The organism is Stappia sp. BW2 (assembly GCF_008107695.1).
Taxonomy (GTDB): domain Bacteria; phylum Pseudomonadota; class Alphaproteobacteria; order Rhizobiales; family Stappiaceae; genus Roseibium.
The window spans coordinates 351,013-364,322 of record NZ_VIRG01000070.1; the positions used below are offsets into that span (position 1 = coordinate 351,013).

Sequence of the window (13,310 nt, forward strand, 5' to 3'; positions counted from 1 at the left end):
AAAACCGGCGGGGTCGCAGCCGAAATCCGGTTTTCTGAAAAAGTTCATTGAAGACGACGCACCAACCGGATGATCGGGTGAAATGGATCTTGAGTATTTAGCTGCCGGGCTGACCTTGCCCGAGGCGGCAGGGGCTCGCAAAATTACGGGGCTGACGGCTGATAGCCGCAAAGTTCAGCCGGGCTTTTTGTTCGCCGCCTTCAAAGGGGTTTCCGTCGACGGGACAAAATTCGCCCCGGACGCAGCAGCGGCCGGGGCAATTGCCATTCTGTGCGCAGAAGAGGCAGCGGCAGATGTGCGCGCGCAGGTGCCGGATACGGTCGCTGTTGTCAGCGCCTCTGAACCCCGTCAGGTCTTTGCTAAAATGGCGTCCCGTTTCTACGGAGCGCAGCCTGACACGATCGTTGCTGTTACTGGCACTGCGGGCAAGACCTCCGTCGCCCATTTCGCCCGACAGATCTTCCAGGCCGCCGGCCACCCGTCTGCAAGCCTCGGCACCTTGGGTGTGATCAAGCCGGACGGTGAAAGCTACGGCGGGCTGACGACACCGGACCCGGTGGTCTTGCACAAACAGCTGGCCGACTTGGAAGACGAAGGCGTCAATCACGCGGCGCTGGAGGCCTCGTCTCACGGTCTCGACCAGTACCGTCTGGATGGTGTGCGTCTGACAGCTGCCGCGTTCACCAATCTCGGCCGCGATCACATGGATTATCACCCCACGATCGAGCACTACCTCAATGCCAAGCTCCGGCTGTTTGCCGAGTTGCTGCCGGCAGGTGGGACCGTGGTTCTCGATCCGGGTGAGAAATATGCGGACCGTGTCATGGCTGTCGCGCAGGAGCGTGGTCTGCCGATCTTTACCGTTGGGGAAACAGGCCGGAACCTGACCCTGACCGGCTTGAGGCCGGTGGGGGCAGGGCAGGAGCTGACAATCCAGAGCGTGCGCGGCGAATACAAGGTGACGCTGCCCCTGATTGGCCGGTTCCAGGTGTCCAACGCTCTCATCGCTGCCGGTCTTGCTATTGCCGCTGGCATCGACACGGGAACTGCCTTGCGGGCACTTGAAAACCTCAAGGGCGCTCCGGGCCGGCTTGAACTTGCAGGCAGAACGCCGGCCGGCGCACTGGTTTTTGTCGACTACGCCCACAAGCCGGATGCTCTCGATAATGCCCTCGCGGCCCTGAAACCCTTCGCAGGTGGCAAGCTCTCCGTGGTGATCGGCGCCGGTGGCGACAGGGATCCCGGAAAGCGCGAATTGATGGGCGAGGTTGCTGCCCGGCGGGCCGATCTGGTCATTGTCACTGACGACAACCCGCGTTCGGAAGATCCGGCCACCATTCGCAAGGCGGTCATGGGCGGCGCCCCCGGGGCCATCGAGATCGGTGACCGATATGAAGCGATCGCTGAAGGGGTTCGCCGCCTAAAGGATGGCGATATCCTGTGTGTGGCCGGAAAAGGTCACGAAACGGGCCAGATTGTTGGCGACACAGTGATTCCCTTTTCCGATCATGAAGCCGTATTGCGCGCTATCAGCCTTGAAGGAAACAAATGAGCGACCCGCTTTGGACCCTCGATGCTTTTGTTGAAGCTGCCGGTGGCCGCCTTCAGGGTGATGCAGGCGCTGAAATTACCGGAATATCCATCGATAGCCGGACACTGGAGCCGGGCGATGCCTTTGTCGCGATCGCGGGCGACCGTCTGGACGGACATGATTATGTCGCCGCTGCACTGGAAGCCGGTGCATCGGTGGCCTTGGTCGCCGAGGATCGCCTGTCGAAGCTGCCGGAAGACGGTCGTTATGTCGTGGTGGACGACCCGCTGGAAGCCATGCGAAAGCTTGGTGTTGCCGCACGGGCCCGCAGCAAGGCCCGTATCGTCGCGGTCACCGGTTCGGTCGGTAAGACCGGCACGAAAGAAGCGCTGCGTCTGACGCTCGCAGAGACCGGCAAGGTTCATGCGTCGGTTGCCTCGTTCAACAATCATTGGGGCGTGCCGCTGACATTGGCGCGCATGCCGGCCGATGCGGAGTTCGGTGTCTTCGAGATCGGCATGAACCACGCCGGCGAAATCTCGCCTCTGGTGAAGATGGTTCGTCCGCATGTGGCGATCATCACAACGGTTCACCCGGTGCATCTTGAATTTTTCGACAGCGTCGAACAGATCGCCAAGGCCAAGGCGGAAATTTTCGATGGGCTGGAACCGGATGGTGTTGCCATCCTGAACAAGGACAATCTGCAGTTCGACCTGCTGAAATTCCTGGCGGTCATTGCCGGGGTTTCCAGAATTCAGACCTTTGGTGAAGACCGCTCCGCGGACAGCCATCTTCAGAAAGCCGTCTCTTACCCCGCCGGGTCGAGTGTCGACGCAAGCATTCTCGGGCAGGAAATCACCTACAAGATCGGCGCTTCGGGCAAGCATCACGTCAAGAACAGCCTGGCGGTTCTGACCGCGGTGGTGGATCTGGGAGCGGATCTTGCGAAGGCGGGCCTTGCCCTTGATGCCATGCGCGCGCCAAAGGGGCGCGGTGAGGTGACCCGGCTGCCAATGCAGAAGGGCGAGTTCAATCTCATCGACGAAAGCTACAACGCCAATCCCGCGTCCATGAAGGCTGCGCTTGCGGTTCTGGGCGAAGCGCCGGTAACACGGCCGGGCCGCCGCATCGCCGTGATCGGCGACATGCGCGAACTGGGGAGCGATTCCGACCGTTTGCACGCCGAGCTGCTCCAGCCGATCACGGATGCCGATATCGACGCGGTCTACTGCGCCGGCCCGCACATGCATGAGCTGTGGAAGCTGTTGCCGCACGATCTGCGCGGACATTACTGCGAAGAAGCAAAAGATCTGGAAGATGTGCTTTTGAGCGAAGTCCGACCGGGTGATGTTGTTATGATCAAGGGATCTCTTGGAACCCGGATGGGCCCGCTTGTCGAGGCTTTGAAAAAAGAATATCCGCCTGCGGACGATACCGCAGCAGCGTAAGGGGCATTGGATGTTTTATTTCTTGGGGCTATTCGCTGATCAGATTTCAGCGCTGAACGTGTTCCGATACATCACTTTCCGGACCGGCGGCGCAATCATGACAGCGCTGTTTTTCGTATTCCTGTTCGGGCCGAAAATCATTTCAAGTCTCAGGATCCGTCAAGGTCATGGTCAACCTATCCGTGCGGATGGCCCCGAAAGCCACCTCCTGAACAAAAAGGGCACGCCTACCATGGGCGGGCTGATGATCCTCTCGGGTGCCTTGGTTGCTGCGCTCCTGTGGTCGGACCTGACCAATCCGTATGTCTGGGTGGTCATCGGCGTGACCCTCGGTTTCGGCAGTATCGGCTTTTACGATGATTATCTGAAGGTCACCAAATCCTCCCACTCGGGATTTGGCGGCAAGGCCCGTCTGGGTCTGGAATTCCTGATTGCGGGAGGCGCGGCCTTTGCTGTCACACTTCTGGATACGTCCGAATATTCTGAAGCGATCACCTTTCCCTTCATCAAGGATCTGACGCTCAATCTCGGGCTTTTCTTCATCCCCTTCGCGGCCTTCGTGATGGTGGGTGCAGGCAATGCGGTCAACCTGACCGACGGCCTCGACGGCCTTGCCATCGTTCCGGTGATGATTGCCTGTGCCTCATTCGGCCTGATTGCCTACCTTTCCGGTAACGCGGTTTTTGCCAGCTATCTGCAGATCCACCATGTTGCCGGCACCGGCGAACTTGCGGTCATTTGCGGCGCCGTGATCGGAGCCGGTCTCGGCTTCCTGTGGTTCAACGCTCCCCCAGCCGCGATCTTCATGGGCGACACCGGTTCGCTGGCGCTCGGCGGCATGATTGGCGCCATCGCTGTTGCCACCAAACACGAGATTGTTCTTGCCATCATCGGCGGCCTGTTCGTGCTGGAGGCGGTGTCCGTTATCGTGCAGGTGTTCTCCTACAAGCTGACCGGCAAGCGGGTTTTCCGCATGGCGCCGATCCATCATCATTTCGAGCTCCAGGGCTGGACGGAAAGCCAGGTTGTGATCCGTTTCTGGATCATCTCCGTCGTGCTTGCCCTCATCGGCCTAGCGACCTTGAAGCTGAGGTGAGCGCATGATCCCCGTCACCACATTCGACGGCAGAAAGGTTGCCCTCTTCGGGCTCGGCGGGTCCGGGATTGCAACGGCGCGCGCGCTGAAGGCGGGTGGGGCCGATGTGGTCTGTTTCGACGACAACGAAGCGCGGGTCGAACAGGCTGCCGCGGAAGGGCTTGCAACGCAGAACCTTCGGGATCTCGACTGGTCGGACGTTGCCGCACTGGTTCTTGCCCCCGGCGTGCCGTTGACCCACCCGGTGCCGCATTGGTCCGTGGAACTGGCGCGCGATGCGGGTGTCGAGATTATCGGTGATGTCGAACTCTTCTGCCGCGAACGCCGCAAGCAATGCCCGGCAGCACCGTTGATTGCGATCACGGGCACCAACGGCAAGTCGACAACCACAGCGCTGATCGCCCATCTGCTGAAGACCCTCGGCCGCGATGTGCAGCTTGGCGGCAATATCGGCACCCCGGTTCTGGAACTGGAGCCTCCGCAGCCAGGCCGCCATTATGTGGTCGAGTGCTCGTCCTACCAGATCGATCTGGCGCCCACCCTGGATGCGACGGTCGGCATTCACATGAACCTGTCTCCGGATCATCTCGACCGGCATGGGTCCATGGAGCATTACGCAGCGATCAAGGAACGGCTGGTTGCCGGTGCCAAGGTGGCCGTGGTGGGTGTGGATGACCGCTTGTCCTCTGCAATTGCCGACCGGATGGAGCTTGCGCGCAAGCCGGTTTGCCGCATCGCCGGGGAAAAAGAACTCAGCAATGGCATCTATGCCCGGCACGGGCGCCTGATGGAGGCCCATGACGGCAGTCAGGTCGAAGTGGCGCTGCTCGGCGGGATCGACAGCCTCAGGGGCGACCATAACGGGCAGAATGCGGCGGCTGCATTCGCGGCGTTGCGGGCACTGGAAATTCCTGCGCCGCAGATCGCAGATGCGCTGAAGACATTTCCCGGTCTTCATCACCGAATGGAAGTGGTGTCGAAGAACGGCCGGATTCTGTTCATCAACGATTCAAAGGCCACCAACGCGGATGCGGCGGCAAGGGCACTGGCGAGTTTCGACAGGATCTACTGGATCGCCGGTGGCCGGGCCAAGACTGGCGGCATCTCCTCGCTGGACGAATATTTTCCGAAGGTCGCCAAAACCTTCCTGATCGGCGAGGCCGCCCAGGACTTTGCCAAAACGCTGGACGGGCGCGTTCCCTTTAAAATCAGCGGAACGCTGAGCCAGGCTGTGCAGGATGCGGCTGCCGAGGCGGCGGAAGATGGCGCAGAGGAAATCGCCATACTTTTGTCGCCAGCATGTGCAAGTTTTGATCAATTCCCGAATTTTGAATTGCGGGGCGCTGCTTTTGTAGATGCGGTGCGTGCCTTGCCAAATTCCGGCAACACCCAGGAGGTCGCCTGATATGGTTTCGCGCGCTGATCGCAGCCGATTTGCGGAATGGCTCTGGACAGTGGATCACTATCTGTTAGCCGCCTTCAGCTTGCTGATGGTTGGCGGAGTGGTCCTGTCTTTTGCCGCCAGTCCTCCGGTTGCCGAGCGCATCGGTGTCGAAACCTTCTATTTCGTCAAACGTCAGGCCATGTTCCTGATCCCGGCCTTTATGATCATGCTTGCGGGGTCGCTGATGACGCCGCGCATGGTGCGGCGGGCAGCGCTCATCCTCTTCATCGTTTCGCTGGCGATGATGGTCGCCACCCTGTTCCTGGGGTTCGAAGCCAAGGGGGCACGGCGCTGGATCTATATTGCCGGTTTTTCGATACAGCCGTCTGAATTCCTGAAGCCGGCCTTCGTTGTCCTGATTGCCTTCCTGCTGTCGGAAAGCGGCCGTCGGCGCGAGGTGCCGGGGGTGCTCTTCGCCTTTGTGCTGTTTGCTGTTTGCGCCGCTCTCCTGATCGCCCAACCAGATTTCGGGCAGACCATGCTGCTCGGTCTTGTGTGGGCCGGGCTGTTCTTTCTGAACGGAATTTCCTGGCTCATCATCATGGCACTCGGCGCCATAGGGGTCGCAGGCCTTTTGGCGGCCTATGCCTTCCTGCCGCACGTGACCAACCGTGTCGACCGGTTCCTGGACCCAAGCTCCGGTGACACCTTCCAGGTGGACACGGCCAAGGATTCCTTCCTCGCCGGTGGCTGGCTCGGCCGGGGGCCGGGCGAGGGGACCGTGAAGCGGATCCTGCCCGACAGCCATACCGACTTCATCTTCGCGGTGGTCGGCGAGGAATTCGGTGTCATCGCCTGTCTGCTGCTGGTGTCCGTCTTTGCCTTCATCGTGCTGCGGGGCTTGCGCCATGCCAGCCGCGACCAGGATGCCTTCAGCCGTCTTGCAACGGCGGGTCTTACGGTGCTGTTCGGCTTGCAGGCCACAATCAATCTGGCCGTGAACCTCCATCTTATTCCGTCGAAGGGGATGACCCTGCCATTTGTTTCCTACGGCGGCTCGTCGCTGCTGTCGTCCGCCATGACAGCCGGTGCCATTCTGGCGCTCACGCGCAGGCGGCCGCAGCCGTCGCGCGGTGACGTCGTCACGGTAAGCCGGCTTTCTCCGTCATCCCTGATGTAAGGCCAAAAGCCGAACTTATGAGCAAAACTGTTTTACTGACGGCCGGCGGAACAGGCGGCCACCTCTTTCCCGCACAGGCGCTTGCCAGCGAGCTGATCCGGCGCGGCTGGACGGTGGAGCTTGCAACGGACGAACGGGCCGACAAATACGGCACGGCCTTTCCGGCTCGCAACGTTCACATCATCGCCTCTGAGACCATTCGTGGTCGCAATCCCTTTTTGCTGGCCAAGACCGGGGTGAAACTTTTTCTGGGTACGCTGCAGGCGCGCAAGCTGATCAAGGCCTTGAAGCCGGATGTTGTGGCCGGTTTTGGCGGCTACCCGACGTTCCCTCCAATGTTTGCAGCCCGGCTCACCGGCACGCCCTCCGTTCTGCATGAAGCGAATGGCGTCATGGGGCGCGCCAACCGCCTGTTGGCAAAGGGTGTCACCGCGATTGCCACGAGCGTCCCGATTGAAGACCTCCCGGTGGACTTCAAGGCCAAGCTGACTGAAACGGGCAACCCCGTGCGAGACGCGGTGCTGGATGCAGCAGAACTGCCTTATTCGGCGCCGCTTGCAGGTGGTGAATTCAAGTTGCTGGTTTTCGGTGGCTCCCAGGGCGCCCGCTTCTTTTCCGATCTTCTGCCGCCAGCGGTGGAACACCTGCCTGCGGACATGCGCGCGAGATTGCGTATCGTGCAGCAATGCCGTCCGGAAGATATGGAACGTGTGCAGGCCGTTTACGACAGCCTGGGCGTTCAAACCGAGTGCGCGCCTTTCTTCCAGGACATGCCCCAGCGGATTGCCCAGGCGCATCTGGTGATATGCCGCTCTGGTGCATCCTCTGTCAGCGAGCTCAGCGTGCTTGGCCGGCCATCCATTCTGGTGCCGTTGCCCGGTGCGATCGACCAGGACCAGGCTGCCAATGCCAAGGTGCTTGAAAAAGCAGGTGGCGCCTGGCCGATCCGTCAGGTCGACCTGGTACCGGAGCGGCTGGCCCAGGAACTCATCCGTTTCATGAAAGCACCGGAAATGCTGGGCGACGCGGCGCAAAAGGCGCGCAGTGTTGCCAGGCCAGACGCGGTGAAAAGACTTGCCGACCTTGTCGAGCAAGTTGCAGCGAACCAAGGAGAACGGCCATGAAGATGCCGCAGGACATCGGACCGGTTCATTTTGTCGGTATCGGCGGTATCGGCATGAGCGGCATTGCCGAAGTGCTGAAAACCGTCGGCTACACCGTGCAGGGCTCGGACATGGCGGAAAACGCCAATGTTCAGCGCCTGCGTGACAACGGCATCAAGGTAACCGTTGGCCATGCCGCAGAAAACCTGGGCGATGCCGAGGTTCTGGTCGTGTCTTCTGCCATCAAGAAGGACAACCCGGAACTGATGGCGGCGCGTGAAAAGCTGATCCCGGTTGTGCGGCGGGCGGAAATGCTGGCCGAGTTGATGCGCTTCAAGCAGGCGATTGCCGTTGGCGGCACGCACGGCAAGACCACGACCACATCGATGGTCGCTGCCCTGCTGGATGCCGGCGGGGTGGACCCGACCGTCATCAATGGCGGCATCATCAACGCCTATGGCACCAATGCCCGCATGGGCGAGGGTGACTGGATGGTGGTTGAAGCGGACGAAAGCGACGGCACCTTCGTCAAGCTGCCTGCGGACGTTGCCATCGTCACCAACATAGACCCCGAGCACCTGGACCATTACGGCGATTTTGCCGGGGTGCGCGCCGCCTTTCGGCAATTCGTGGAAAATGTGCCCTTCTATGGCTTTGCGGTCATGTGTCTCGACCATCCCGAAGTCCAGACGATGATCGGGACCATCGAGGACCGGCGGGTTGTGACCTATGGCGCCAATCCGCAGGCCGACGTTCGCTACACGGATGTCTCGATGGATGGCGGCAAGTCGATCTTCTCCGTCACGCTTCGCGACCGAAGAAGCGGGGAGGTGATCGAGTTGAAGGATCTGGTGCTGCCGATGCCTGGACTTCACAACGTTTCGAATGCTACGGCCGCCATCGCGGTTGCCTCGCAACTGGGCGTCGGCGCGGAAGATCTCAGGAAAGGGATCGCATCCTTTGGCGGTGTCAAGCGGCGCTTTACGCACACCGGCACGGTCGATGGTGTTCAGATATTCGATGATTACGGCCACCATCCGGTTGAAATCAAGGCGGTGCTCCATGCCGCGCGAGAGTCGACCAACGGCAAGGTGATCGCGGTCATGCAGCCGCACCGCTACTCACGCCTGCACAGCCTGTTCGATGATTTTTCCAACTGCTTCAACGATGCCGACGCAGTGATCATCGCGCCGGTCTATGCGGCTGGCGAACAACCGATCAAGGGTGCCGCGCATACGGATCTCGTCTCGGGTATGAAAACCCGTGGCCACAGAAACGTTCAGGCAATCGAAGGGCCGGAAGAACTGCCGGCGTTGATCAAGGAACTGGCCGAACCCGGGGACTTCGTGGTCTGCCTCGGCGCCGGCAATATCACCCAGTGGGCCTACGCGCTGCCGAAGCAGTTGGAAGAGCTTTAAGGAGGTCGTCTCATGGCGTTTCCCGATCTGCTGGAGCAGCATCCGGAGCTTGCAGAAGGGATCCGGGGCAAGCTGACAGCCAATCAGGCACTGTCCGCAGTCACGTGGTTCCGCACTGGCGGCCCGGCGCAGTTGATGTTCCAGCCAGCGGATGAAGACGACCTTGCCGCGTTCCTCAAGAAGCTGCCCAGGGATATTCCGGTGCTGCCGGTGGGGCTCGGGTCTAATCTTCTGATCCGTGATGGCGGGCTTGGGGGTGTTGTCATCCGCTTGAGCGCAAAGGGTTTCGGGAGCGTTGAGGATATCGGTGGCAACAGACTGAAGGCAGGCGCGGCTGTTCCGGACAAGCGTCTGGCAGAAGCAGCGGCCAAAGCCGGTCTTGGCGGCTTTGCCTTCTATACCGGTATTCCAGGCGGCCTTGGAGGCGCGCTGCGCATGAATGCGGGCGCTCATGGCACGGAAACCCGCGAGCGCATGGTCGAGCTGACGGCCATTGACCGGGACGGCAATCGCCACGTTCTGACCAATGCGGACATGGGCTATGCCTATCGCCATTCGGATGCCTCGAAAGACCTGATTTTCACCTCCGCCGTGTTTGAGGGCGTGCCACAGGATGAGGCCTCGATCCGGCAGGAAATGGCCGACGTTGTCGCTCATCGCGAACGGGCGCAGCCGATCCGTGAAAAGACCGGAGGGTCCACCTTCAAGAACCCGCCGGGGACTTCCGCTTGGAAGGAGGTCGATGCGGCCGGGTGCCGTGGCTTGACCGTCGGCGGGGCGCAAATGTCCGAAATGCATTGCAACTTCATGATCAACACAGGCACGGCCAGCGGACACGATCTTGAGCTTCTGGGCGAAACCGTTCGCTCTCGCGTCCTGGCGCACAGCGGCATCCGGCTGGAATGGGAGATCAAACGCCTGGGAGAGTTCGGTGCCGAAGGGGCTGTTGAACCGTTTCTGGGTCAGGAAGGGGAGGCCGCCTGATGGCCAGCAAACACGTTGCCGTTCTGATGGGGGGCTGGGTTAACGAACGGCCTGTCAGCCTCGCAAGCGGCACGGGCTGTGCGGACGCGCTGGAGGAAGCTGGCTATCGGGTGACCCGGGTCGATGTCGACCGCAACATCTCCGCTGTTCTCTCAAATCTGAAGCCCGATGTGGCCTTCAACGCTCTGCATGGACCCTTCGGGGAGGATGGTTGCGTTCAGGGAATTTTAGAAGTTCTTAACATCCCGTACACACATTCCGGTGTGCTCGCTTCCAGCCTCGCAATGAACAAAGTGACGGCAAAAGCGGTGATGAATGCAGCCGGAATTCCGGTCACCGAGCACCTTGTCGTGAACCGCCGGGAGATCACTCGCGAGCACCCGATGAAGCCGCCCTACGTGTTGAAACCCATCAACGAAGGATCGAGCTTCGGAGTGCTGATTGTCAAGGAAGATCAAGAGTTTCCACCCCAGGAACTGGGCCGGGAAGACTGGCCTTACCCCGATGTGCTGATGTGCGAAAAGTTCATTGGGGGACGGGAGCTGACCTGTGCTGTCATGGACGACACGGCTCTGGGCGTCATCGACATAGTGCCGTTAGGTCACGGTTTCTACGATTACGACGCAAAATATGCACAAGGTGGTTCAAAACACATTCTTCCTGCAAAAATTTCACCGATTGTTTACCAAACCATAGAGACACTAGCAGTTAAGGCACATCAGGCTTTGGGTTGTCGCGGTGTTTCCCGCGCCGACTTCCGATTCGATGAAAAGGAAGACGGGTCCGGAGAGCTGATTTGCCTGGAAGTAAACACGCAGCCAGGCATGACGCCGACTTCTCTTGTGCCCGAAATGGCGGCCCACAAGGGGATGAGTTTCAAGGACCTGGTCAGTTGGATGGTTGAGGACGCAAGTTGCTGTCGATAAGGCGCAAACATTACCGGGACACGATGACCCCGCTGGAGGCCGAGCTGGCTCCGCGTGGGCGCGGTGTTTCGCGTTTGCACCGTCAGCCGGTGTGGCGTTCGGCCGGGCGCCTCGCGGATCTGCCGCGCTGGACTGGTTCTGCTGCTGCACTGACTTTCTTAACCTTAACAATTGGTTATGGAATAGTCATAGGGGGACACGGCCGGCTTGTTTCCGACAGTCTCCTGTCCGCTGCGGGTTTCGGGATCGAAGCCGTCAAGCTGTCTGGTCAGCGCGAGATTAACGAGTTCCAGATCCTGGAAGCCCTGGAAATTCACGAGGGCTCTTCGCTTGCACTGTTCGACGCCAACGGCGCCCGCGAACGTCTTAACGAAATGCCCTGGGTGAAGAGCGCTTCGGTGATGAAGCTCTATCCGAGCACGCTGCAGATCAACATCGAGGAGCGGGTGCCCTATGCGCTGTGGCAGCGCGGTGACCTTGTCTCCATCGTAAACGAATCAGGTGACGTGATTACTGACGATGTGGATGGGCGCTATGCCAATCTGCTGCTTGTCGTGAATCACGGCGCTCAGCGCCGGGCGTCCGAGATCAACAAGGCGCTGGAAAAGGTTCCGTCCCTGCGCCCACGCGTGCGCGCGGCCTTCCTGATCAGTGATCGCCGCTGGGATTTGCAGCTTGAGAACGGGATTTCGATCCGCTTGCCCCAAGACAATATCGACGCCGCATTGGCAGATCTGGTGAAAATGGATGAAGAAAGCGGGCTTTTGTCCCGGGATGTCGTTGCAATCGACATGCGTCTTGCTGACCGCGTGACCGTGCGCCTGTCCGACGAGGCTGCAGAGCAGCGCAAGGTCATGACCGGCGGCAAGGGCCGTTCAGGCAAGAAGGAGCGTGACACATGAGCCGCTCCAGCAACAATCTCTACCTGCCGAAGATGCGTCCGCTGCCAACCCGCCGCGCCGTTATCATGTCGGTTCTCGACGTAGGCTCCACGAAGATTTGCTGCCTGATCGCCAAACTGGTGCCGCAGGAAGAAAAAGCGATCCTGTCCAGCCGCTCCCACAAGGTGGAAGTGCTGGGCTATGGCTACCAGCGTTCGCGCGGTATCAAGTCCGGCGTTGTCGTCGACATGGATGCGGCCGAACAGGCCATCCGCCTGGCAGTAGACAGTGCCGAGCGCATGGCCGGGGTGACGGTGGAGTCGCTGATCTCCAACATCAGCTGTGGCCGCCTGCAGAGCGAGATCTACAGCGCCAACGTTCCGCTGGCCGGTGACAGCGTGTCGGAAGCCGATATCCAGCGGGTGCTTTCCGCCGGATCGAGCCACTCGGTGACCGACGGCCGGGCCGTGACCCACGCGCTCCCGATTTCCTATTCGCTGGACGGCAGCCGCGGTATCCGCGATCCGCGCGGCATGATGGGCCACAAGCTGGGCGTTGACATGCAGGTGGTAACGGCGGAAGTCCCGCCGGTACGCAATCTGGAACTGTGTATCAACCGCGGCCACCTTCATGTGGAAACCATGGTTGCGACGCCGTTTGCCAGTGGTCTGTCCACCATCGTCGATGATGAAGCCGAGCTTGGCGTCGCCTGCATCGACATGGGCGGCGGCACGACCACTCTGTCGGTCTTTGTCGACGGTCACATGGTGCACCTTGATGCGATTGCCGTTGGCGGCAATCACGTGACCACCGACATCGCACGCGCGTTCGCAACCCGTCTGCAGGATGCGGAGCGCCTGAAAACCCTTTATGGCTCGCCGCTGGCGTCCAGTTCGGACGACCGTGATCTGCTCACGGTGCCGCCGCTGGAAAGCGACAGCGACCTGCCCAACCAGATCCCACGCTCGGCGTTGACCCGGGTTATCCGGCCGCGCGTGGAAGAAATCCTTGAACTCGTGAGAGATCGGCTGACGGCGTCCGGCTTTGCCGGGCGTGTCGGTAAGCAGATCGTTCTGACCGGGGGCGCAAGTCAGCTCACGGGTCTTGGAGAAGTTGCGCGTCACATCCTGGGGCGCAACGTCCGTCTTGGCCGGCCTCTAGGCGTCGCCGGTCTTCCCGAGGCTGCCAAAGGTCCGGCATTTGCCGCCGCTGTTGGCCTCTTGATTTATCCGCAGGTCGCTCAGATCGAACAGTTCGAACACAAGAACAGACGATCAGGGTGGGGCGGGCAATCTGGTTACCTGGCCCGTGTGGGCCAATGGATCAGGGAAAGCTTCTGACGACATGAGCCAAGAAGAC

The 13,310-nt window shown here is 60.5% G+C and carries 11 protein-coding genes; all 11 read left to right on the forward strand.

What is annotated here, in order from left to right; genetic code table 11:
• Positions 1-82: 82 nt before the first annotated feature.
• The 11 genes from FMN63_RS20560 to ftsA are packed head-to-tail and all read left to right on the forward strand — an operon-like array spanning position 83 to position 13,291.
• On the forward strand, positions 83-1,552 hold the full coding sequence (locus FMN63_RS20560; protein WP_148586032.1) for a UDP-N-acetylmuramoyl-L-alanyl-D-glutamate--2,6-diaminopimelate ligase: 1,470 nt from the start codon (positions 83-85) through the stop codon (positions 1,550-1,552).
• Positions 1,549-2,979, forward strand: coding sequence for a UDP-N-acetylmuramoylalanyl-D-glutamyl-2,6-diaminopimelate--D-alanyl-D-alanine ligase (locus FMN63_RS20565; protein WP_148586033.1), 1,431 nt, complete (start codon positions 1,549-1,551; stop codon positions 2,977-2,979). Before FMN63_RS20560 ends, FMN63_RS20565 begins: the two co-directional genes overlap by 4 nt.
• 10 nt (positions 2,980-2,989) lie before the next feature.
• Complete coding sequence (mraY, locus tag FMN63_RS20570; RefSeq protein WP_148586034.1) at positions 2,990-4,075, forward strand: phospho-N-acetylmuramoyl-pentapeptide-transferase; 1,086 nt, start codon at positions 2,990-2,992, stop codon at positions 4,073-4,075.
• Positions 4,076-4,079: 4 nt separating this feature from the next.
• On the forward strand, positions 4,080-5,480 hold the full coding sequence (gene murD / locus FMN63_RS20575; RefSeq protein ID WP_148586035.1) for a UDP-N-acetylmuramoyl-L-alanine--D-glutamate ligase: 1,401 nt from the start codon (positions 4,080-4,082) through the stop codon (positions 5,478-5,480).
• Position 5,481: 1 nt separating this feature from the next.
• Positions 5,482-6,639, forward strand: coding sequence for an FtsW/RodA/SpoVE family cell cycle protein (locus FMN63_RS20580; RefSeq protein ID WP_148586036.1), 1,158 nt, complete (start codon positions 5,482-5,484; stop codon positions 6,637-6,639).
• 17 nt (positions 6,640-6,656) lie between these two features.
• Positions 6,657-7,763, forward strand: a complete 1,107-nt coding sequence (murG, locus tag FMN63_RS20585; protein WP_148586037.1) for an undecaprenyldiphospho-muramoylpentapeptide beta-N-acetylglucosaminyltransferase — start codon at positions 6,657-6,659, stop codon at positions 7,761-7,763.
• Positions 7,760-9,160: a UDP-N-acetylmuramate--L-alanine ligase gene (gene murC, locus FMN63_RS20590; protein ID WP_148586038.1), complete on the forward strand. Its 1,401-nt coding sequence runs from the start codon at positions 7,760-7,762 to the stop codon at positions 9,158-9,160. Before murG ends, murC begins: the two co-directional genes overlap by 4 nt.
• Positions 9,161-9,172: 12 nt before the next feature.
• A complete protein-coding gene (murB, locus tag FMN63_RS20595; RefSeq protein WP_148586039.1) occupies positions 9,173-10,144 on the forward strand; it encodes a UDP-N-acetylmuramate dehydrogenase in 972 nt (323 codons plus the stop codon).
• Positions 10,144-11,070 carry a D-alanine--D-alanine ligase gene (locus FMN63_RS20600; protein WP_148586040.1) on the forward strand — a complete coding sequence of 309 codons (927 nt, stop codon included), beginning with the start codon at positions 10,144-10,146 and terminating at the stop codon, positions 11,068-11,070. Before murB ends, FMN63_RS20600 begins: the two co-directional genes overlap by 1 nt.
• Entirely contained in the window at positions 11,058-11,972 is a 915-nt protein-coding gene (locus FMN63_RS20605; protein WP_205514184.1) for a cell division protein FtsQ/DivIB, read from the forward strand. The genes FMN63_RS20600 and FMN63_RS20605 overlap by 13 nt, the downstream gene beginning before the upstream one ends.
• Positions 11,969-13,291: a cell division protein FtsA gene (gene ftsA / locus FMN63_RS20610; protein WP_148586041.1), complete on the forward strand. Its 1,323-nt coding sequence runs from the start codon at positions 11,969-11,971 to the stop codon at positions 13,289-13,291. The genes FMN63_RS20605 and ftsA overlap by 4 nt, the downstream gene beginning before the upstream one ends.
• Positions 13,292-13,310: the final 19 nt, after the last annotated feature.